The 23,722-nt window shown below is 42.8% G+C and carries 20 protein-coding genes; all 20 read right to left on the bottom strand.

Features of this window, described 5'->3' with window-relative positions; genetic code table 11:
- The gene (locus MHI37_RS11415) at positions 1–1,635 is read right to left on the bottom strand and encodes an iron ABC transporter permease (protein WP_256710706.1); all 1,635 of its coding nucleotides are present in this window, start codon (positions 1,633–1,635) and stop codon (positions 1–3) included.
- Between the two features lie 40 nt (positions 1,636–1,675).
- Positions 1,676–2,773 (bottom strand): ABC transporter ATP-binding protein, encoded by a 1,098-nt coding sequence (locus MHI37_RS11410; RefSeq protein ID WP_076339643.1) that lies wholly within the window; start codon positions 2,771–2,773, stop codon positions 1,676–1,678.
- Complete coding sequence (locus tag MHI37_RS11405) at positions 2,770–3,885, bottom strand: ABC transporter substrate-binding protein (protein WP_144023810.1); 1,116 nt, start codon at positions 3,883–3,885, stop codon at positions 2,770–2,772. The genes MHI37_RS11410 and MHI37_RS11405 overlap by 4 nt, the downstream gene beginning before the upstream one ends.
- An 87-nt stretch (positions 3,886–3,972) precedes the next feature.
- A complete protein-coding gene (locus MHI37_RS11400) occupies positions 3,973–5,553 on the bottom strand; it encodes a response regulator (protein ID WP_076339644.1) in 1,581 nt (526 codons plus the stop codon).
- Positions 5,525–7,348, bottom strand: a complete 1,824-nt coding sequence (locus MHI37_RS11395) for a sensor histidine kinase (protein ID WP_076339645.1) — start codon at positions 7,346–7,348, stop codon at positions 5,525–5,527. The genes MHI37_RS11400 and MHI37_RS11395 overlap by 29 nt, the downstream gene beginning before the upstream one ends.
- Positions 7,349–7,722: 374 nt before the next feature.
- Positions 7,723–8,187, bottom strand: a complete 465-nt coding sequence (locus tag MHI37_RS11390) for a family 78 glycoside hydrolase catalytic domain (protein WP_076339646.1) — start codon at positions 8,185–8,187, stop codon at positions 7,723–7,725.
- 21 nt (positions 8,188–8,208) lie between these two features.
- On the bottom strand, positions 8,209–9,060 hold the full coding sequence (locus MHI37_RS11385; RefSeq protein WP_076339647.1) for a hypothetical protein: 852 nt from the start codon (positions 9,058–9,060) through the stop codon (positions 8,209–8,211).
- Positions 9,061–9,170: 110 nt separating this feature from the next.
- Complete coding sequence (locus MHI37_RS11380) at positions 9,171–10,040, bottom strand: carbohydrate ABC transporter permease (protein ID WP_076339648.1); 870 nt, start codon at positions 10,038–10,040, stop codon at positions 9,171–9,173.
- A complete protein-coding gene (locus MHI37_RS11375) occupies positions 10,040–10,999 on the bottom strand; it encodes an ABC transporter permease subunit (RefSeq protein WP_083676554.1) in 960 nt (319 codons plus the stop codon). Before MHI37_RS11375 ends, MHI37_RS11380 begins: the two co-directional genes overlap by 1 nt.
- A gap of 102 nt (positions 11,000–11,101) precedes the next feature.
- Positions 11,102–12,646: an extracellular solute-binding protein gene (locus MHI37_RS11370; RefSeq protein WP_076339649.1), complete on the bottom strand. Its 1,545-nt coding sequence runs from the start codon at positions 12,644–12,646 to the stop codon at positions 11,102–11,104.
- A gap of 79 nt (positions 12,647–12,725) precedes the next feature.
- Complete coding sequence (locus tag MHI37_RS11365) at positions 12,726–14,555, bottom strand: cache domain-containing protein (protein ID WP_076339650.1); 1,830 nt, start codon at positions 14,553–14,555, stop codon at positions 12,726–12,728.
- 1 nt (position 14,556) lies between these two features.
- On the bottom strand, positions 14,557–15,570 hold the full coding sequence (locus tag MHI37_RS11360) for a response regulator (RefSeq protein ID WP_076339651.1): 1,014 nt from the start codon (positions 15,568–15,570) through the stop codon (positions 14,557–14,559).
- A gap of 189 nt (positions 15,571–15,759) precedes the next feature.
- Positions 15,760–17,289, bottom strand: coding sequence for a glycoside hydrolase family 28 protein (locus MHI37_RS11355; RefSeq protein ID WP_076339652.1), 1,530 nt, complete (start codon positions 17,287–17,289; stop codon positions 15,760–15,762).
- A gap of 244 nt (positions 17,290–17,533) precedes the next feature.
- The gene (locus MHI37_RS11350; RefSeq protein WP_076339653.1) at positions 17,534–17,848 is read right to left on the bottom strand and encodes a hypothetical protein; all 315 of its coding nucleotides are present in this window, start codon (positions 17,846–17,848) and stop codon (positions 17,534–17,536) included.
- 408 nt (positions 17,849–18,256) lie between these two features.
- Positions 18,257–18,547 (bottom strand): hypothetical protein, encoded by a 291-nt coding sequence (locus tag MHI37_RS11345; protein ID WP_076339655.1) that lies wholly within the window; start codon positions 18,545–18,547, stop codon positions 18,257–18,259.
- Between the two features lie 272 nt (positions 18,548–18,819).
- Positions 18,820–19,737, bottom strand: coding sequence for a ribose ABC transporter substrate-binding protein RbsB (gene rbsB / locus MHI37_RS11340; RefSeq protein ID WP_076339656.1), 918 nt, complete (start codon positions 19,735–19,737; stop codon positions 18,820–18,822).
- 15 nt (positions 19,738–19,752) lie between these two features.
- Complete coding sequence (gene rbsC, locus MHI37_RS11335) at positions 19,753–20,721, bottom strand: ribose ABC transporter permease (RefSeq protein WP_076339657.1); 969 nt, start codon at positions 20,719–20,721, stop codon at positions 19,753–19,755.
- A gap of 2 nt (positions 20,722–20,723) precedes the next feature.
- Positions 20,724–22,205 carry a sugar ABC transporter ATP-binding protein gene (locus MHI37_RS11330; RefSeq protein ID WP_076339658.1) on the bottom strand — a complete coding sequence of 494 codons (1,482 nt, stop codon included), beginning with the start codon at positions 22,203–22,205 and terminating at the stop codon, positions 20,724–20,726.
- An 18-nt stretch (positions 22,206–22,223) separates the two neighbouring features.
- Positions 22,224–22,622 carry a D-ribose pyranase gene (rbsD, locus tag MHI37_RS11325; RefSeq protein WP_076339659.1) on the bottom strand — a complete coding sequence of 133 codons (399 nt, stop codon included), beginning with the start codon at positions 22,620–22,622 and terminating at the stop codon, positions 22,224–22,226.
- A gap of 2 nt (positions 22,623–22,624) precedes the next feature.
- Positions 22,625–23,503 (bottom strand): ribokinase, encoded by an 879-nt coding sequence (rbsK, locus tag MHI37_RS11320; protein ID WP_076339660.1) that lies wholly within the window; start codon positions 23,501–23,503, stop codon positions 22,625–22,627.
- Positions 23,504–23,722: the final 219 nt, after the last annotated feature.

Here is a 23,722-nt window from a genome sequence, read left to right as displayed (position 1 = left end):
TTACGCGATCGTTCTTGAGCCCCTCGACAGCCAATTGGCGATAATCAGTGAAATAATTGTACATACAGATAAAATTGTGGCAAGTGCCGCTCCGGTGCCGTAATTGGAGCTGAACACCTCACTATAAATGCTCACCGATATCGTCGCTGTTGCTCCATGGTAAAGTACAATAGAGGTACTTAACTCATTAATTACAGCAACCCAGCTTATAATCGCGCCCGACATCACCCCTGGAATCATCAGTCTGACCGTCGTCTTGAAGAACGTCTTCATAGGAGCAACACCCAAACTAATAGAGGCCTCTTCCACACTTCGATCCAGCTGTTGAAGAATGCCGACACTCGACCGGACAGTGTAGGATATTTTGCGAGCTACATAAGCAATGACAAGAATGATCCACGTACCTGTAAGAATGATCGGCGGCTTGTTGAATGCGACAATAAGGCTGATACCAAGCACCGTTCCCGGAATAATGTATGGGACCATAATTAACCCATCCAGAAATGCGGTTAATCGAGATGCCCTTCTTACAAGCACATAAGAAATCAACACGCCCATGACAATAATGACCGCCATAGCCATCAACGAGAAGCTGAATGTATTCGTAATCGCCTTCTGTACCTTATAGCCTATTTGGATATAACTATCCAAGCTGAAGCCCCGATGAAACACAGGTCCCTTTCTCTCCAAGAAAGAGGTATAAATGACCGTAGCTTGCGGCAAAATCGAAATACTGACCGGAACGAAGGCAATGATCGTGAAAAACCAGCTTTTCTTTCTGGACAGCGGTTTAACCTTTGCAGTTCTCATGCCGGATGTTGCATAATTTTTGCGGGAAGACACGAATCGTTGAATAAATAGCACCAATGTCGAACACACAATCATTAAAGCGCTGACCGTGCTTGCCATAGACATATTGCCGCCCATCTCATTAATGAACTGTTCATAGGCCAGCACCGGCATGACCTTATAGCCTTGTCCCAGAAGCATCGGCGTGCCAAAATCAGCGAACGACTCCATAAATACGAGCAAAGTACCTGCTGATAATGTTGGCAGAACGAGTGGCAATGTAACTGTGAGCAGCCTTTTCCAGGCTGGCATTCCCAAGCTCTCGGCCGCTTCCTCCAGTGAAGAATCGGCTGTCCGGAGCGCACCTGAAACATATAAATAAATATGCGGATAAAATTGCAATGCAAACACGAATACAATGCCTTGCCAACCATAAATAGACGTAAACGGAATACCGATGCTATGCAGCAGTCTTGTAATGACACCGTTATTGCCAAGCAGCAAGATCCAGGAATAAGCTCCAATAAAGGGCGGTGACATCAGAGACAAAATAACAAGAATATTCAAAGTACCTTTGCCTCTTATTTGAAATCGAGTCGATAAATATGCTAGCGGCAAACCAATCAATACTGCAAACAAAGTGGCTAGTATTGATATTTTAAAACTGTTAAACAAGGCCGAATAGTAATATTTCAAGCGCATAAATTCCCAATAATTACCTAATGTTAACTTGCCTGTCTGATCATAGAAGCTGTTTAGCAATAATGAAACTAGCGGATACACGACAAAAAATGCAAGAAACGCAAAGGCAGCCAGTGTAACGACCGACCAAACATCCCATTTCAACCTAAACAGTTTCCTTCGCCCTAAACGGATTCCCTTACGGTCAAGCAAAGTTGAGAACCTCCTCTCCTTTGCCATCGAACAGAACCGCATGTTCCAGTTGGAGATCCACGAATAGCCGCTGGTGTTCCTCGAAAGGCTCAAACAGCTCGCTCATTTGCTGCTCTACTTCCAACAGATGTCCATGCTCGGATTCAACAACATAATGCATTTTCCCGCCTAGAAACGTCGCCTGCTTCACAATGCCATTTAATTTCTGCCCTGGATTGCCTCCCATAATGTCAAACAATCGTATTCTCTCAGGGCGAATGGAGAACAACGCCTTGCCAACATAAGCTCGTGCCAGCTTCATATGGATCAGCTGGTTCCCCAACTGAACGATCGCTATTCCTGTGGAGGGGTCATGCTCCTTAACAACTCCCTCTAGTAAATTCGATGTACCAATGAAGCTTGCTACGGTTTGATTCGCGGGCTTCAAATAGATATCCCGCGGAGAGCCAATCTGTTGAATAACACCACGGCTCATTACCGCAATTCGATCTGATACCGCCAGTGCTTCTTCCTGATCATGTGTGACATAGATGGTCGTAATATTCAGCTGCTTCTGCAAAGCTCTAATATCTGCTCTCATCTTAACTCTCAGCTTCGCATCAAGGTTGGACAATGGCTCGTCCATAAGCAGCAGCTCCGGCTCGATGACAACGGCTCTGGCTAATGCTATGCGTTGCTGTTGTCCGCCGCTCATATCCGATGGCGAGCGATCCCGCAAATGCTGCAGCTCAACCATCTCAAGAGCTTCCATAACTCTCTTTTCGATCTGTGTTTTATTTATTTTGCGAGCTTTCAAACCGTAAGCCACGTTATCAAATACCGACATATGCGGGAAGATCGCATAGTTCTGAAACACCATGCCGATATTCCTCTGATGAGTAGGGACCGTATTCATTAATTTCGAGCCGAAGTAGAGATCGCCTTGATCTTGCTGATAGAATCCGGCAATGATGCGAAGCAGCGTTGTTTTGCCGCATCCGCTAGGACCTAACAGAGTGAAGAACTCACCATCATTAATGGTGAATTCCGCTCCGCTAACCGCAGCCGCTTGGCCAAAATATTTGGTTACCTGATCAAACGTTACCTTCATTGACCCATTACAACCTTCATGAATCGTTCACCGATGGCTGTCTTGTTCGCAGTTACCCAATCGTAGTCGTAATCAACCGTTTTGATGCTGGCTATGTCCGGCAACCCTGAGATCGCTCCTGCATCCGTTCTTACCGATCTGCGGAAAAATTCGTCCTGAAGCAGCGCCTGAACATCTTGTCCCGATGCAAAATCGATGAACGCTTTGGCGTTCTCCATATTTTTGGCACCCTTAATCACTGCCATCCCATCTGGTGTTACAACGGTACCTTCTGATGGATACACAATTCCTACTGGCGCTCCGCCCTCAACGTAACGAAGTGCTGCTTCCTCCAATGTAATGCCGATTGCAAATTCCTTGTCGGCTACGCCTTTATAAACACTGCCTGAACTGGATAGCAGTTTGCCGTCAAGATTGGCTACTAGCTTCTGAACGAATTCCCAGCCCTTCTCATCTTCCTTGCCGAATGCAGTCAGCATCGTTGCCAATTGCGTGAAGGAAGAACTCGATTTACCGGGATCTGCGAAAGCGATCTTGCCCTTCCACTTTGGATCGAGCAATTCTTGCCAGCTCGTTGGCTCCTCCCCTGCAGCAACCAATTCTTTATTGTACATAATGACCATTGGCAGAAGTGTAAACGGCGTATACAAGTGACTTGCAGGCAGGTATGCCGGATTGATATTCGCCTTTTCTTTCGTTTCGTACGCTTCATAATAGTCGCTAAAGGCTCCAAGGGATGCTGTATCTCCTCCGAAGAAAACATCGCCCAGCGGATTATCTTTCTCTGCCTCAACACGCTTCAGCAATTCCCCTGTGCCTCCGGCGATCAACTCCACCTGTACGCCTGTTCTTTCTTGAAATTCCTTGACGATCGGATTGTTAATATCCGCATTATTAGGTGAGTAGATAACAACCTTCCCGCTCAGTTTAACTGTATCCGTTCCTCCCGCATTTGAAGGAGAATCTGTAGCAGCCGGTTCATTTGTCGTTGACGCGCCCCCGGCATTATTCGTTTTTCCAGTACCCGCATTGTTGGAACTCGTACCACAAGCCGATAACATCAAACCCATTACAACCACCATTGACAATGCTGCATTTCTAAATTTAATCATGTTCAACCTCCTGCTGTTTTTTAGTACACCCTTACTATAAGACCGCAGGAGCTATCCAACAACGTAGGAGATTTTCAAAAATGTTTGTTATTTTTCCGCACGATATCGCAGCTTTTGAACCTTCATGCGGAAGACCTTCTGCGTTTCTCCAGTCGTTTTTTTAAACAATTGACTAAAATATCGCGTCTCATGATAACCAACCATACGAGCAACCTCACCGATTCTAATCTCTGGATCAAGAAGCAGTTCCTTCGCCTTATTGATTCGCAATTCTGTAATGTAATCTAAGAAGCTAATCCCGAATTGCTTCTTAAACAACTTGCTGAAGCTGCTTTCACTCATATGCAGTCCGGAAGCCAGCTCATACATCTTCAGCTCTTCTGTAAAATGAGTGTTAATATAGTTCCGTACCTCTTCCATCTCATTTTTAATAGGGAGCTTGCTTCTTAAGTATTGGCCATTCACTTGGGTAACCATATTTTCCAACCACTCAAGTATTGCTTTGTAGGATCGCTTCCCATTAATTTCATCCATCACTTGTTTCAGCTCTGGCAATCCTTCGATTTCCCGAAAATGAAGGTTTAACAAATGGTAGACAACAAACAACAATTGAATGCCAATCTGCTTCTGCTTCATCTCTCTGCCGCCTAGATCCCACAACACTGATTTATACAAATCCTGCAAGGCCTGCCTGACAGTCTCATCATTTCCCCACTTCATGGCCTCAACAAGCTCTCTTTCATTCCACTCCAGGGAGGAACGATCCTCGTTATGAATCACTTCATAATCGATAATGGGAGGATGACCAGGAAACGCATGATAGAAATGTGCCAGACAGGCCTCTGCATATGCTTGACCTAGTGTTAACAAACCATGATGCACATGACTTAAGCTAAGCGTCACAGCAGCATCCTGCTGCTCCATTAGCTCCTTCACTCTAGCTCGCCATTTTGATCCGCCGGATTCATTAAGTAAAATGGCATACGAATGCTCATCTAATGCTATCGCTTCAGTTAACGCATGCTGCATAAGCAAGCTGCCAACGATTGAACGATCTGGTGAGAGGGACTGCGTCCTTGTACTATCCCCTTCAGCTTTCGAATAATCAAGAATGGCAATTCTATAATCATCGAACAGCTCTAGCCTGCCCTCCAAAGCCTCGTACAGTAAATTCACTTCTTTAATCGAGGCGGTATCCATCATCAGGCGGTACAGCACCTTTTCCAGAACAAAAGGCTGATTCGTTTTTTGATGATTTTCGAGACTTTTCCTGTAATCGATCTGCTGCCTCTGTATCGTAATTTTCCGAGTCGCTTCACCAACTACCCGCCGCAGCTCCTCCGGGTCGGAGGGCTTCAATAGTAATTCAAACGCCCCTAGCTTGATCGCTTCCTGGGCGTAAGAGAAATCATCGAACCCTGTGAGAAAAATAGCAGTAACCGTAGGGTGTTCTTCTCTAATCTCCTTCATAAGCGACAAGCCATCCATCCCCGGCATTCGAATATCAGTAAGTACGATATCAGGCAGCACTTCATGAAAAAGCCTTAGCGCATCCATTCCGTTGTCCGCCTCTGCCACGACCTCGCAATGCATATCCATCCAAGGAATCGTCAATTTCAATCCTTGGCGCACAATCCATTCATCGTCTACGATCATTACCTTGAACATTTTCATCACCCGCATGTTTGATTTGAGGAATCTTGATGGTAACAGTAGTGCCTGATCCGACTTCGCTCTGCATATGAAAGGAAGCTTCCTCACCGAATTGAAGCTCCATTCTTTTCTTCAAATTATCCAGTCCAATTCCGCTTCCCCCTCCTGTTCTCATTGTTGTCTGAACCGAATGATTTTCTTGCTGATAGGCAGAGAAGCCTATCCCGTCATCTTGAATTACAAATACAATTTTGCCCCCTGCTGCCTGGCCTCGAATACGCAATGTTCCATGTCCCACCTTTCTTTCCAGACCATGTACAATCGCATTCTCTACCACTGGCTGTATTAACAATTTCAGTGTATAGAAGGATAAAACATCATCATCCACCTCTACTTCCATCGTTACTTTATCTCTGAATCGAATCTTCTGAATCGCCAAATAGTGCTGAATTTGAGTCATATCCTCGCTGACTGTAATGAACTGATTTCCCTTCCGAATGCTGTAACGAAAAAGCTCTCCCAAGGAAATGACCGTTCGCGATATTTCATCAATGTTATGAATCCTCGCCATCCAGTTAATCGAATCCAGCGTATTATAAAGAAAATGAGGATTAATTTGCGCCTGAATTGCTTTTAACTCTGCCTCCCTCAACTGCAATATTTTCTCGTAATTCTCTTTGATCAAATATTGGACTCTATCGATCATACGGTTAAAGCTTTGGCCTAATTGTCCAACCTCGTCCTTATATTTCACTGGAAATGAGATATCCAGATCCCCCTTCTCCGCTTGCCTCATGAGTAGTCGAAGCTTACGAAGCGGATGGGTAATATGATTGGAAACCACATAGGCGAAACCAACCGAAGAAATAATTCCAACGATCAAGATCCCGATTGTAAACGTTCTTATGCTGCTGCTTTCTTTAATCATTTCCTTGACAGGAACGACACTAACCAACTTGAAGCCACTAACCTCAGAAGTATCGTAAATGATCATCTCTTTCTGTCCTTTTTGATTCTTAGATTGGAAATATCCCTTTGTCCCTTGCAGCACTGTCGATAGAAATTCAGCTTGGAGCTTTGTTCCGATCTGATGCTTTGGCAGGCTTGATATAACATTTCCGAATTGATCCAGCAAAAAAATTTGTCCATTCTCTACAAGATGCGCTTTGGCATATTTATCGACTAAATCCGTTTCCATAATATCAATGATCAAAAATCCTAAAAACTCGCCTGTATCGATATTTTTAAGCAGTCTGCCATTCCCTAGCGCCGTGCCAAAATCGTAAAGCTTCTTAAGTGTATAATGGGTATCCCATACTGCGTTGCCGCCTGCAAGGTGAGCTTTGCGAAACAAGCCCCAATTCGCGTTTATATTCCTATATTGCTTAGGAAGCACGTCTGCCGTGAAAAATCGGTCTCCATTTTTCCCTAAAATATAAATTTCGATATCCCAGTTTTTAAATCCAACAAATGATTCCATGATTGCTGATATTCTTTTTTCGTCCTGATAGCGATTGCTGGCCGAACGATCGTCTGAATCCACCGACAAAACTTGTTGTACATCCTCATTGCTATAGATATACATGGATAACTGCTCAATATCGCTAATAAAATAATTTATACTGTAAGTAATCTGAGACAGACTCTCCAACATCGTCTGATAAACCTTCTCCTGGACCGTATAAGAAGCATGATTATAGGACAATAATCCTAGTACACTTAATGGCATAATCGAAATTAACGTGAACAAAATAATAAGCTTATTTCTGAACCCCATATCAGCAATTCGCATAATGAACTTATCTTTCATATCTAATAGGCTCAATTCCTCTCATGGTGTCACTTGGATAAGTATCATTATAGAAAAGAAATATTTCTTGGATGTAAAATACAACGCTGAAATAGATCAAGTTCATTTTGTGCCGGTTAATTTTATATTGAATTTTGTAAATATCGATTCTTTACGTATATTTTCGAAATAATCATAAACCGTTTTCTCTGGCCAGCAGCTTATGCTTAATCTTCATGTCCTTGAGCTCTGTTCGTTTTAATCGTTCAGTAAATATCTGGTTGTCCTCCTTAGCTATAGCAAATAGGCACTGACTGCGTCGTCAGTGCCTACCACTAAATAATTTTCTTATCTGAATCTGTTATTTATGATTACTTTCATATTACCTTAATGCATTAAGCATGAAATAGATAACTTCCGGACTCAACCTTTATGACGCCATAAATCTGTCCATTCTCACGTAACATTTCATATTCACATGGAGCACCGTTCTTCAGAACATGTCCAGTAGACGAAAGAATCGGCAGCTTGACTTTCGCAGTCGTATTAGGCGGAATGCTTATATGCAGCTTCACCCCATCTCGACAAAGCGAATATAACTGGGATGCTCGGGCTGCATCCAGCACAGCAGCGAACTTAGCCATTAATCGGTAACACTCATAATAAAATGCCGTCTCTACGTTTTCAATATAATCGCCGCCGGTTTGCGGAGCAATGCCCCAGTCTCCGAGGCTATGGCAAATTAACCCTTCATGCACCTCTTTTGATTTCAAATAGTTCATATAATCTTTCATTGCCGGATAATCTTCTTCAATGGCGATTCGGTTGCTGTAAGTTTGCAGCAGCAGTTCTGGAACCATAATGCAAGCTATTGCAGGTGGTCAGTGAATCCTCTCGTTCCGCAAGTATGATATGCCGAACTTTATTTGCAGTCTTTGAGCCAGCTCGTCGTCTGTCAAAGGATTACGATGAGTATTTTCCAAATAAATACATTTATCTGTTTCCGGCATCAGAAAATTTTTATACCAAGCAAAGAAATCCGGATTGTCTCCGTGCATACGCAGCCATCTTCTTAATGTATCCATATTGTTCACCGTACTCTTAATGTTCGTAAGCCAGTCCGCTCGGTAGAAATTTTGCCAATCGCCGTGCTCTGCTTCCTTCAAAACGTCTATTCCTTGTTGATAGGACCACATCGCACGCGATGCGTGCACGAAAGCGACAGGAAAATCTTTATTCAAGTATGCATTAAATGAATCACCTAAAGCCGCAAATCCCTCACAGCCGGGTAGCGCATCTGCGCATTTGCGGCGAAACCATTCAACCTGCTCTGCAAAACTTACCGGACCGCTTGCCCAGTTCAACCTATGCAGCGGGTGTCCGTCCCTTCCTTGCAGCCAATGGCCGACGATTTCCCGAGCGGGGTGATGATAAAACTCCTCACCCGCACGATCATCTTCATTTGGACCGTACGAAATGGTCTGTTCCGCATAATCAAGATGGAATGCAGCAATCTCGTCTTCGCATGCGGAGTACATACGACGCACAAACTGTCGGAGATGCACCTCCGAATCCGTAGGTCCCTTGCTCCATAGCTCCCGGATGTAATCCAAGGTATACACATGCGGTCTTACATTCCCACTGTTCACCAGCAAATATGAGAACGCTCCCGAATGGAAAGCTTCCTCCAGCTCCTGCTGTATAAATCCGACTGGTGAAGGAAATAGGGTCAATGACAGATTTCAGATCCCGCGCCACCATATCCCATGCGTGTCGGACTGGAGAGGTCAACTTATTAGGTAAACGAAACGTAGTATTTCGATCAATTATCATACTCATGGAGTTATCCCTTCACCGATCCGATTAACATGCCTTTACTGAAATGCTTTTGAAGAAACGGATAGATAACCAGCAACGGCAATGCCGTAATCAAGATCGCCGCCATACGCGCCGCCGGGGTATACGTAAACACCGTTTCGGCCAGTTGACCTATTTTATCGTCATTTAAGATGAGCATTTGTCTTAAAAATACTTGCAGCGGCCATTTCGAATCATCGTTGAAATAGATGATTGCCGAGAAGTAGGTATTCCAATTTCCGACCATGTAAAACAAGGTAAATGTAGCAATTGCAGGCTTCGCCAATGGAAGGATGATCGTCGCAAACATCTTCCACTCCCCGCATCCGTCCATACGTGCCGACTCCTTTAATTCATACGGAAGCGATCCAAAAAAGCTGCGCATAACGATCACGTTAAATGGAGCGATGGCTGCTGGCAACCAAAGCGCCCAATACGTATCTACAAGATTAAGGCCATCCACGACCAAGTAGCTCGGGATGAGTCCGCCGGAGAAAAGCATCGTAAACAGGATCATAAAATTAATCACCGACCGCCCTTTAATACCGGGCTCCGACAATCCATAGGCCATCAAAGAGGTTAGCGTAATATTAATGAACGTTCCGACAACGGTAATCAAGATCGAGCTTTTTAACGCTTGAATGAAGCCGGGATTATTAAATAAATATTGATAAGCCTCGAGCGTAAAGGAACTTGGAATAAGAAAGAAGCCTCGCGTATAATAGTCCCGTGCAGGTGCAAACGAAGTCATGATGACATAAATCAACGGAAACACAATCGAAGCGGTGAAGGCAATCAGAAATGCATATACAATAAACTTGAATAGACGATCGCCCTTAGAGAAACGCTCACTCATTAGTAGACACCTTCCTCTCCGAACCGCTTTGCGATCGTATTGGCGGTTACCACCATGGCAAGTCCTACGATTGATTTAAAAAATCCGATAGCGGTTGAGTAGCTGAAATCACCTTGCACAAGACCTTGACGGTAAACGTACGTATCGAAAACGTCCGTGACCCCAAGATTCAATGGATTTTGCAATAGGAAAATATGCTCGAAGCCGACTTCGATAAAGCTGCCGAGCCGTAAAATAAACATAATCAAAATGACGTTTTTCAGAGACGGAAGGGTAATACTCCAAATTTGACGCAACCGGTTCGCTCCGTCCACTTTGGCTGCCTCGTAGAGAGCCGGATCGATTGACGCGATCGCTGCCAAATAAATAATTGCTCCCCAGCCCGCTCCTTGCCAAATATTATGAAATAACCATAGGAAACGAAAATATTTTGGATCTGTCATTAATTCAATGCGGCCGAATCCCATCGCGTCCAGCAGCATATTCACGCCGCCATCCTGCGCCCGGAAGAACAGCATCGTGATTCCAACAATAACTACCCACGAAAAAAAATGTGGTGCGTACAAGATCGTTTGCATCGAGTTCTTAAAATACTTATTTCCTACCTCATTGAGTAGAATTGCAATTAGAATTGGAAAAGGAAAAGCAATGACCGTATCCAAGACGTTTAAGATCAATGTATTTTTAAACAAAAGAATAAAATCACTATCCGTGAATAGGCGAACGAAATGGTCCATACCAATCCATTCGCTTTCCCAGACGCCTCGGAACGGCGAGTAATCTTTGAATGCGATGAATAGGCCAAACATTGGACCGTAGCGAAAAACAAGAAAATACAACAAACCTAGGGAAATCATCGTATAAAAAGGAAAAGCGCGCTTAAAGTATCTCGCCTTTGCTTTCTTGGAAGGAATTAAATCGGCGCTTGCTGCTTGCGGTTGTGTCACGTGTTGACGCATCTGTCTAATCTCACTCCTTATCTAACGCAACATAGGCGTATTGGAATAGGACAGGCCGCAAGAGAAGATGCGGCCTGCACAAATCGAAGCTCATGGTTATCGTTATTTCGTTGCTGCTTCGTTAATTTCCTTTATGATTTGCTCACCGCCGCCCGCAAGATAATCGGCGGAAGCCTGTTCGATGAATTCGATCGGTTTGGCTCCTACAATAATCTTGAAGATAGCTTCTTCAAACTTGGTCTTCAAATCCGCACCTTTTGCCTTGTACGTCTCCGAATAAAATTCAAGGCCCATAGCTGCATTCGGCCACGGATATTCCTCGACGAGTGACGTATACATTTCATGTCGGTCAGTTTCTGCCTTATCCGTCCAGAGGTAAAGGTTAAAATCGGTACCAGGGCGTTTAAAGAGGCTGCTGTTCATGAAACGCGGCATCTCCGGCTCCCAGAGATCGGTTACTTCGTACTTGCCTTCGGCGCTCTTGTTATAATGGACGCCTTCAATTCCGTTCTTCATAATCTGCGTGCCTTCCTCGGTAACCCACCAATCCAAAATTTGAAGAATCCGATCGACCTTCGCATCGCTTGCTTTCGCATTGATAACCTGTTTATTCATACCGAACGCCATGTTCGTGTTTCCGCGAAGTCCCGTAGGTCCGACGGGCGGAGCCATGGGAACGATAACCGGATTCGCGTCTGGGAACGTCTTCTTTACTTCCGTGCTGATATTAGGGTAATTGTTATGATAGGTGAACATGCCCAGCTTGTTCGCTTTCGTCAAATCTTCAATTTCATTCGATTTACGAAGTACAAAATCTTGATCCAGTACTCCTTCGTCGTAAGCCTTCTTCATGAAGGCAAGATAAGCTTTATACTCCTCTACTTGCGTCTGGTGCGGGATCAACTTTCCATCTTTTTCTGCCCATTCGTTCGCAAGACCGAACGCGTTCCGTAGTGCCAAGTTGTTGCCCGCAAAACCGATCGTATCGCCATTAATTCCGTTTTTATCCGGATCTTGCTTTGCGAAAGCTTTCGCGATTTCGTAAAATTTATCGACTGTGAACTCTTCGGCCGAAGGAAGCTCTAAACCGACGTTATCCAACCAGTCCTGCCGAATCTGCACCGTGTCGCGTACAGTCCAAGAAATTTCCGGAAGTCCGTACAGCTCCCCCTCCGAATTCAACACCGACATAGCTTCGCCTGGCGGGTACGCCGCACTCAGGTTCGTATACTTCGGCAATAAACCCGTTAACTCTACAAAAGCGCCTTCGGATTGCCAATCGATGTACGTTGGTGCGTCAACTCGGTAAAAGTCCGGAAGCGTACCCGATGCGGCCATAACCTTTAGTTTTTCGTTGTATTCAGGCCCGTTAATGAACTGCAGCTTGAGATCGATATTAAACTTGTCGTTCAAATACTGAATCGTAGGGTGATTCTCCGCCCATTTCGGCCCGCTCCAATACTGGGCGGCAATATTAATTACAAGCTTCTCCTCGTTGTTTGTCCCCGTCTTGTTTGATCCGGAAGTTTCCGTGGCTGCTGTAGGTCCTGTTTTCGTCCCATTCCCATCTTGTTTTGCTGACGAACATCCAATGACCATGCTTAAAGCCAAGAATGATACTGTAACCGCCTTCAGAATCTTCTTCAAATCAACATCCCCTTTTTTGTTATGTTCCCTTTACAATTCTTATTATATAACCTCGAATAGCTCTGAAAATTGTACAATCTTACGAAATGTTATCCTTTCTCTCAAACGGAATTCTTACCGAAACTACCGTTCCTTTACCCGGAAAAGAATGTATTTCTATCCCATACGATTTACCATAATAAAGCACCAAGCGATTGTGGACATTTACAAGTCCCAGTGAATCATAAGTCTTCATGCCATGATTCGGTTGATGTGTAATGGAAGCAAGTCGCTCTTTCAGATCTTGTAGGATATCTGCCTTAATTCCCGAACCGTTGTCCCCTATTTCGATAATCAGGTCAGACCCCTCAGGATATGCGCTTATGATCACAGCAGCTTTGCCATTTTGCGGCTCAACTGCATACTTAACAGCATTCTCGACGATCGGCTGCAAGGAGAGTTTGATGATGGTTGCACTCAGATATTTGTCATCCACATAAACTTTACTTTCGAAATGCTTTGTATAACGAATATGAATAATTTCCAGATATTTTTTTAGATGTTCCAATTCCTCTACTAGACTGATTTCCGACTGTTCCAGTTTTGCTGTAAACCTGTATAACGATGCAAGATTTTCTGCCATTCGTTCTATCCGTGGAACTCCCTCTAGAAAGGCGATACTCTTGATAATGTCCAACGTGTTGTATAGCAGGTGAGGATTGATTTGATTTTGCAAAGCCTGAATTGTCGCCTCTTTCTGCAGAAGCTTCATTTGTACTTCCTTAAGCTCCATACTGTACACCGTATTTACAAGCTGGTTCAGCCTTTCTGCCATTCGGTTAAAGCTCACACTGAGCATCTGAATTTCGTCGCGTCCTGGAGTTATCGGTGCCCGTGCGGATAAATCGCCGGTCTGTAGCTTTTCCATCGCTCTCTTCAAATAAACCATCGAACGGGTAATGCGGTTAGCCATAATCGGTACGGAAATGATGATAAGCAGGATCAACAACGCCATAACGATGACGGCAGAATTCTGAGCGATTTGCATCCCTGTCGCCATCTCTTTAAACGGTACCATCGCAATAGTCTTCCATCCTGTCACATCGGAAACACTGTATGAAACAAGATATTTTTCCCCATTCCACTCTTGGAGAGAATTCGGCTCGTCAAGCGAAAGCCATGAGAGTTCGGTCTCCTCGATCGGAGATGCCAACCACTTCGTATTTGGGTGATGTACAATTTTTCCGTCCGATGAAACCATAAAGATATATCCGGTTTTACCGATGCGCATGTTCCCAATCATGTTCTTAATTTCAGTTAGTCTCATTTGCAATACAAGCCTGCCCGATATTTTTGTATCGGTCACATCGAAAATTGGAATCGCTGCAGCAAGCACCGGAAAAGATAACTGCTCTCCGTAGTACGTTGGGATGATTTCTAGCTGTAGACTCATTGGCAACAAAAACCAAGGTTGATTTGACAATTCGATATCGCTGGAAGAACCGTATGTTGGCAGAACTCTCCGATCCAGCGACATAAGATAAATGTTATCGATCTCCGGATAGTTAAATGAAATGTACTTCCTTAAAATTTCTTTTGTCATGGAAATTTTCCCTAGGCTCATCGAATCATCTCTCAGCCAATCCTGAATCAAACTTGAATCCCCTTGTTCCAGCAGCACGCTTGAGTATCTTAATATACCTGCATTCATGGCATATGTAGATTTTGCAATCTGCTGAAAGTAGATTTCTATCTGATGGTTGAGGCTTTCGGTCGTGGTTTCGGTTATATTATAAAAATCCTGCTGTATCGTACGGGTGTAGTAGAAGCTTGAGAGAGAATTCATAGATAAAACAGAAACCATTGCTAAGCTTATAAAACTCACAATAATTTTTTGCCTTAATGTCAGACGATAGAGTAACTGCTTCATGCTAGATCCCCCAACTTTTTCGATATTCATTCGGCGACATACCCGTCATATTTTTGAAAACACGAATAAAATAAGGTTGGCTCGAAAAACCGACCTGCTCGGAAATCAAATAAATTTTGTCGTCTGAGTTACGGAGCAGCTCTTTTGCTTTCTCCACGCGTACTTGGTTAATATAGGTGATGAGCGACTCACCCGTATTACTTTTAAACAGGGAACTGAAATGAGAGATGCTCAAATTTGAATACTCTGCCATTTGAGTTAGCGTTAAGTCATCCTGGTAATGGTTTTGAATAAAATTGCAAGCGGATTTAATAATTAGTTTTAGTTCCTTTTTATTGCGTTCCGGATGAAGAAACCATGTCTCCATTAATTTACCCAAATGTGTACGAATTTCTTGATCTGAAATCTCGCTAAAGTTGGACTTCACCGTATGCTCAGCGTTGATACTAGTTAGCATGGTGCTGATCTTCGACTCTACAATTCGGAGCAAGCTCAAGTAAGCTCCGTAATTCACATGTTTTAAGTTCCTGATTTCATCTACAAGTTTATATAGATTTTTCATACCCACTGTGGAATCAATATCATTAATCGTATCGAAATACGTTTGAATTTTTATTAAATGATGATTCATATTCTCGATTTCTGTCAATTTCCCCATCACCTCGAGCAAAGCATCACGCAGTTCCTCCTTGTTCACTGGCTTCAGGAGATATTTATTGACGCCATAACTTATCGCTCGCTGCGCATATTGAAAGTTTTCATATCCACTGATAATAATAACCGCCATCGGTATTTTATGTTCCGTAATCTTTTGAACAAGCTCCAGCCCGTCCATCTCCGGCATCATAATATCCGTAATTAAAACAGTCGGCCACAATTGCTGAAGCATATGCCAAGCTTCTTCGCCGTTTGTTGCGTCGCCAACGACTTTAATATCGTGTCCAATGCTCTCCACCATTTCAATAATAGCCGCTCTAATCCATGGCTCGTTTTCTGCAACTAAAATCTTAAGCATAAGAACCTCCGGATCGTTTTTGAATTAATGATAGCCTAATCACCTACTGATGGAAAGGAAAGTGAAGTCTCCCAAACAGAAAAGCACCCCCAATAGTCTTCATCGGTTCTACACAAAGGGTGCGTCTCCAATGTCTACTATAAGGGGTGCGCTACAGCCTCCATGAATGCGCTGAGCTTTTGTTTACTGTTATTTCACATTGATAAAGTGCATAGCCTGTCCCTCGCGGGCTTCCACCGAGACATTATCCAGTACAAGGCCTCGAACATTGTTTGCTATAAAGCCATGCTTGCCTACGGCGGTTATGTTCTCAAAGCGAATATTCTCCAGCGGGCTTTCTAGCAGACCGGTAAGGTAGATGACGTTTCCGGCGACCGTATCCAGTGTGATGTTTTGGAACAGTACGTTCCGAATGACCGGGGTCCCCTCATCCTTTGGCAGGTCTTGGTGCGGGTCAAAAATCAAATCGCCGTAGAATTGGTCTACATATAATGCCCCACGGAACCACTGAGTATCTTGAAGTTCAACGTTTTGGTTAGATAACGTACAGTCCCGGTAGGTGATATTCTCTATCACACTGCCGCGCCCGCGAATAGCCTTGATGCTCGCTACACTGAAGGCATTATGAAACACGCAGTCTTCCACCAACACGTTACGCACACCGCCAGACATCTCGCTCCCCATAGCCACGCCGAAACCGCTGGTAAAGCGGCAGTTGCTAATACGCACGTTTTCCGTCGGAATGCCTACCGCACGGCCCTCAGCGTTTCGGCCGGACTTGATGGCAATGCAGTCGTCCTGGCTTGCGATGTGGCAGTTGAAAATATATACGTTGCTGCAGGAATCGGGATCCAGCCCGTCGCCGTTCACAATGCCATCATACAGTTTGCCCTCTTCATCATATTTAGTATGAATGCCCACGCCGTTGACGCTTAGGCCGTTACAGTACACGATGTGCACGCACCAAAAGGGAGACTGGCGAACCGTGATTCCTTGCAGGTACACATTATCGGTATTTCGGATACATATAGCAGATCCCGGCCTACCTGCCGCTTCCGATAGCTCCTTTTTGCGAAGCAAGCTACCGTTTGCATCTATTTTACCGGGCCCAGCAATGGTGATGTTGCGCAAGCGTCCACCCGCCGTATTCGGTGTGTTGACAAGGCTGGTGTAGCAGGTTTTTTCCAGACCCTCCCACCGGGATTCTATGAGCGGGTAGTCCTGCGTATCGGGGCTGCCAAGCAGCACTGCCCCTTCTCCTAGGTACAGCGTCATATCGCTTTTGAGGAATATAGCACCGGACAGGAACACACCTGCGGGGATATTGACAAGACCACCTGGACTACACACATCAATTGCAGATTGGATCGACTGTGTGTTCAACGTAGAGCCGTCCCCTACCGCACCGAAGGACGTGATATCAAACACCTGAGGCTGGGGCCTCGTTACGACGTTCAAGGTATTGCTTTTCAGCGGTTCCCCTGCTGCTACATATGCACACACATAGATTTCATACTCCTGTGCGGCAGCAAGTCCCTGAATAGTGTAGTCTGTATTCTCAGTAGTGGCGACGAGAGAACTGTTCACATACACCTCGTAACGCTCAACGCTGGTGCGAATGGGCTTATCCCAAAGAAGAGCTATGCTGTCGGCTGTTTGGGCTGCGGGCGGAGTGAAGAGATTAAAGGTGATTTGAATCAGCTGTTGTTCAGTGTACATAGCGCGATCTTTCCTTTCTGTTTGTGAATTCATGTGCATTGTGGATCATAAGAAACCCTATCCTGACTTTCCTTATACAAATAACAAACGAGCAGTCCAGCCAGCCTTAAATAAGTAAATAAACAGGTAACACTCCCAAATGAATATATTTCTTATATGCACTTAAGTATATAGCCTCTCTAAGCCCCATAAATTGTACAATCTCACGATATGTTATCCTTTCTTCTGAACGGGGGCTGTAACCTTACTTGTTTTTTGATGTTTCAATTATCCCTTTGGCTATCACTCTATTTGTCGTTAATTCAAATTTCATTCCAGGTTTGATTAAATGATTCGGCGCCTCTTCTTTCTCATGGAAAAGTAAATACAAATCTGCAGTTGTATCTCTTTGAGTATTTGGAGATTTGTGAAATTCAATCACTGCACTCCATAAGCCATTTATTAACTCTCTATCTTCTTCAAAGATGATGGGTATTGAGAAGTTTCCAACTGGAATAATACTTTGCCCGCCTTCATCGGCAGTCAGGAAATAGATCTTTACCGTTCCTACTGTCTTCACGATTTATCAACTCTTTCAAAGTATTTCAGATAGCTTATGACCTACAGTTACCTCAACGAGACTGCCGTTTCATACCGGCAGTCTCGTTGAGCTGATTATTTAAGCTATAGTGTCCCGTTAGATTCATAATTTTTCTATGTAATAAAAGATTTTTATTTTCTCATTCTATTTTGAATGATGATTAGTACTAAATACATAATTAAACCAACTACTCCTGTTAAAAACAGATTTACATTTTGAAATATTATCAAGTGAAAAAACAACATAATTGCTGCAATTAATAAAATTATAATCGAGATATAATCCATGAAATTAGGTTTATTTTTGATTCCCATTAAACTAAAGATTTTCTTCAACAACCATTCCTCCTTCCAACTATACCAGCGTAAATGTAGCTATCGTCACCTGTTAGCTCAAATCCTTAAACACCTTGATTGCTACTTCAGCCATTTTTTTAAATTCAACAGTACCTAAGTTTATTTCAAAATCTTTAGTTCCCTTTTCAAAGTAAGACCAATCGTTATTTTCCTTAATTAGCTGTATTTCATTTATTAGTTCAGAAAATGTAGTTAAGCCTTCCAGATCTAAATATAACCTCGCTAATTTTTGGAAGCCAGCTTCATCTGGAGTTTGATCTGTGCTAAAAAAACAAACAATGTAGTGTTCAAAGTAATTCTCAGGGTACTTGTTATCCTCCATTAAAATTCACCTCATTATCACTATTTCTTCATTATCAAAAGCAAATAGCTCTTTAAACACATTCTCATTTGTATCCAACTCGATCATTTTTCTGGTTGTAATTAGGATATTCGGGAAGTGAATTAAAGAATCCTGCCGTTCGTATTATAGCTTAATAATGGAAGCAGATAATAATACAAAAAAACCTCTCCACAGCCAAACATCGCTGCAGAGAGGTTCCCTCTAATAAAATATCCTCTCATCCCGATAAAGATTTTCACATTACTTTACCCTTATTCTTTAATAACCAATTTAAGAGGTGCCGCAATTAACTTTTCCACCGTTTTTCCATCTAAAACATCTTTAGCCGCTTGAACAGCGAGTTGTCCGATTAAATCAGGCTGTTGGGCAATTGTTCCTGTTAATTTTCCTGCTTGTATAGAGTTAAGCGCATCTTCGTTTCCATCAAAACCTATAATAGGGATGTTTTTTCCTGAGCTTTGAATCGCCTCTATAGCACCAAGCGCCATCTCATCATTGTGAGCAAAAACAGCTTGTACGCCTGGATTTCCTTGCAAGAGGTTCTCCATAACTGTTAGTCCTTTCGTTCGATCGAAATCCGCGGTTTGCTTTGCAATAACATCTAACTGTGTATCTGCTATTTCATGGAAACCTTTACCGCGTTCACGAGTCGCAGAAGCTCCTGGTGATCCTTCCAACTCAATGACTTTGGCCCCCTTTCCAACTTGCTGTACAATATATTCTGCCGCCATAGATCCGCCTTTGACGTTATCAGATGCTACCAGTGCTTTCACATCACCTTTGTCAGCGGAGCGATCCAAAGTTACGACAGGAATATCCAAACTATTCGCAGTCTGTACTACTGTTGAGATCGCAGATGAATCTACAGGGTTAATTAATAGTGCATTAACACCTTTTTGCATTAAATCCTCCACATCATTACTTTGTTTCGCTGAGTCATTCTGAGCATCAATTACAATTACTTCTATTCCAAGCTTCGCAGCCTCTGCTGCTACACCATCTTTGACGGATACAAAGAATGGATTATTCAGTGTAGATATCGACAACCCAATTTTGATATTACCTATTTTCCCACCACTGTTTGGCTTTGCCCAATCTGGAGGCTCCAAAGAACAGCCTGTCATTAGTACTAAAAGAAACGAAATCAGAATTACACTTATTTTTTTCATATAGGTATCCCCCTCTTATAAGGCTTTCTTACGGTCTAATAGTACAGCAATCGCAATAACAATCCCTTTTACTACCATTTGATAAAAAGAAGATACACCGAGTAAGTTGAGACCATTATTCAAAATACCGATGATAAGCGCCCCAATTAATGTGCCTACAATACGCCCACGCCCACCAGTTAAGCTTGTCCCACCAAGTACTACTGCGGCTATAGCATCTAGCTCATAAGAAGTTCCCGCTGTTGGTTGTGCAGAGTTCAATCTTGAGGTAAGAATTGCTCCTGCCAAAGCCGATAACATCCCCACTAATGAATAGATCATTATTTTGACCCGATCTACTTTAATACCTGAAATAATCGATGCTTTTTCATTACCGCCTATGGCATAGGTTTTTCGACCAAATGGTGTTTTATGAAGTACAACCCACAAAACTACAAAAACAATGATCATCGAAATAGCTGGAACAGGAATACCTAGAAAATAACCTCGGCCAAATAATTGAAACATTAAGCTATCTCCAAGACCTGTGATCGGATTACCATTCGTATATACAAGCGTTAATCCTCGAAAAATAGTCATGGTCGCTAACGTAGCAATAAATGGTGCCATTCTCCCCTTAGTAATTAGAACACCGTTAACAACACCCATCACTCCACCTAATACACAGCCAGCAATTATTGCTAATATAGGATCCCAGCCGGATAGCATAAGGTTTGCCATAATCGCACTAGAGAGCGCAAGAATGGATCCGACGGATAAATCAATGCCACCTGTCAGAATAACAAAGGTCATTCCGAAGGCAATAAGCGCATTGATCGCTACTTGTCTAAGCAAGTTGAGAATATTCAGTGGTTCCAAAAAACTTGGGTTCAGCACAGTTACAATGATAATAAGGATAATCAACCCTAGTAATGCTCCAAGTTTCTGTGTAAATTGTCCAAGCTGCAAGCCTTTATGTGCTCTGTCGTCCTTGATTGTCGTCATCACTATTGCCCCCCTGTAGCTAACCTCATAATATGCTCTTGCGATGCTTCCTGTTTTGAAAGCTCTCCACTGATCTTCCCTTCATGAACAACGAAGATACGGTCACTCATCCCTAATACTTCCGGAAGCTCTGATGAAACCATAATAATCGCTACACCTCGTTCAGTTAATTCATTCATCAGTTGATATATTTCTCTTTTGGCTCCTACGTCGACTCCACGTGTAGGTTCATCTAATATGAGAACACTTAATCCAATGCCGATCCATTTGGCAATAACCACTTTCTGTTGATTACCGCCGGATAAATTCCGAACTAAAGTGGATGAGGATTGTGTCTTAATATGCAATCGTTCAATAAGGACATCAACAAATTGTTGTTCCTTCTTCTTATTGATTAGTCCTCTAGGTGCAAAACTATATAAATTGGTTAGCACCATATTGTCCTTAACAGAAAAATCAAGAACTAAACCTTCATCTTTACGATCCTCCGTAACAAACCCTATACCCGCTTTCATAGCATCATTCGGATTATGAATGATGACCTTTTTTCCTTTCACCCAAATCTCACCACGATCCAAAGAATCTAATCCAAAAATCGTCCTCATCATTTCGGTACGTCCTGACCCCATTAATCCTGAGAAGCCGATAATTTCCCCAGATCGCACAGAAAAATTAACATCTCTAAACTGTCCCTTCTTTGTTGCGTTTTTAACTTCAAGCACAACTTCTCCAGGCTTAGCTTGACTGGATGGGAAACGGTCTGTTAATTCTCGCCCAACCATCTTTTTCACAACATCATCGAAATTCGTTTCTGGAATTGGTTTTGTATCCACCGTTTTCCCATCGCGCATGACGGTTATTCGATCGCATATCGCGAAGATCTCCTCCATTCGATGCGAAATATAGACGATTGATACTCCAGCTTTCTTCAGTGATGCGATAACCTCAAACAACTTCTGTATTTCACGCTCTGTTAATGCCGCTGTAGGTTCATCCATAACAATCACCTTCGCATTGGTCATAAGAGCCTTTGCAATTTCAATCATTTGTTTTTCACCAACCGAGCATTTCCCTGCTTCCTGGTTCAATGGAATCGTTACGGAAAGCTTTTTAAATTGCTCATTAGCGAGCTTTCTCATCTCTTTTATATCAAGTAAACCGAAACTTGAAGACCGTTCTTTTCCAATAAAAAGATTATCTAGCACGGTCATGTCCCGCCATACATTCAACTCTTGATGAATAAAAGCAATCCCGCTTTTTTCCGCTTCTTTGGGATTTGCAAAGTATGTTTCCTGACCATCAATCATGATGGTTCCTTGATCACGTTTATGTAAGCCAATCAATATATTCATCAAAGTAGATTTACCAGCACCATTCTCACCCATAAGTGCATGGACTTCGCCTTCATGAAGTTCAAAATTCACACCTGTCAATACACGGTTAGCACCAAATGACTTATGGATATCATTCATTTCAACGTGCATGTCGTTAGAACCCCCTCGTTATCCAAAATTAACACCTGATTGAAGTATGCAATTTGCATATGGCTTAGCCTCACCCGTTCGAATAATGACTTTTGCGTGCTGGGTTATCATTTTAAATTGTTCATGTGAAATCTCTTCTTTATCGATTTCCTTAAAACGATCGTTTAAGTATTGGGAGGTTTCTTTATTGTTTGCTGCAAGCTCTTCAGCTACAATTATTTTTTCGATAACCATATCTTCTGCGATAACATTCACAACGTCTTGAAAGCTTGGGACACCTATCATTAGAGCTAAATCTATTTTAGGAACATCTTTTGGAATTGGAAGTCCTACATCTGCAATGACAATCGTATCTGTATGACCCAAGTCAGCAAGGATTTTACTGATATGACTGTTTAATATTCCATGTTTTTTCATAATTATAGGTTCACCTCTACTTCAGATCTTGTTGGCATACCACCCTGGGCTCCGAATTTTGTTACAGATAAAGAAGCAGCACGATTAGCAAACTTCAAACTTTGCTGAGTTGAGCTGCCTTCCGCCAGCGCAACGGCTAATGCAGCATTGAAGGTATCACCAGCTCCTGTCGTATCTATAGCATTCACTTTATAAGTTGGAACGAGTACTTCTTGCTCCCCATCGTAATATCGAACGCCTTTACTCCCCTCCGTAATAAATAGCTTGTTGGGATATTTCCGTAATGCTTCTGTTGTTGTGTACTCCGGAAACAGAACTGCACATTCATGTTCATTCGGTGTGAGATAAGCTGCATTTTCAATGACTGTTTTACTGATCGTACGAGCTGGTGCTGGGTTTAGTAATAATGGTATTTTGAATCTATGGCAAATGTCGCTAACATAACAAACCGTTTCCTCTGGTATCTCTTGCTGTACTAGAACCATATCAACCGTTTTTATCGTATCAAGTGCTTTTTCAACTAAAGCAGGGCTAACTTTATCATTTGCTCCTTTGACTACGATAATACTGTTATCACCTTCAGCTAAAATAATATGAGCTGTTCCACTACTCACATCTGATGTTGAGTCTACAAACGTAATGGTAACGTTATTACTAATTAAATTATCAATGATAGCTTTACCATAGAAATCTTCTCCAATACAGCCAATCATCGTAACATGCGCACCTAATCGTGCTGCTGCTATTGCTTGATTCGCACCTTTCCCTCCCGGAACAGTCGAGAAGTTATCCCCAAGAACGGTTTCACCCGCATGTGGCCGCTTGGTTGATGTGACTACCAAATCCATTGCACAACTTCCGATTACACAAATCTTAACCATTTCCATCAACCTTTCTATTTGTTTATCTTATTTTTACTTCATATCATCTCTAACTCTGATTACGAATCTGCAGCTGAAAGCTCTATTCTCACACCTTATCCTGTTCAATTTGATTATTAAATAATCAAAGCTAAACTCAAATTTTGTAAATGAATAAGCTGATGGCAATTTGCGAAAAGATCTCTGTTGCTTTTCGTTCATTCAACGTTAGCGAGTGTG

This window comes from Paenibacillus sp. FSL H8-0548 (assembly GCF_038630985.1).
Classification (GTDB): Bacteria; Bacillota; Bacilli; order Paenibacillales; family Paenibacillaceae; genus Pristimantibacillus.
This window is presented reverse-complemented; position numbering and strand designations above follow the sequence as displayed.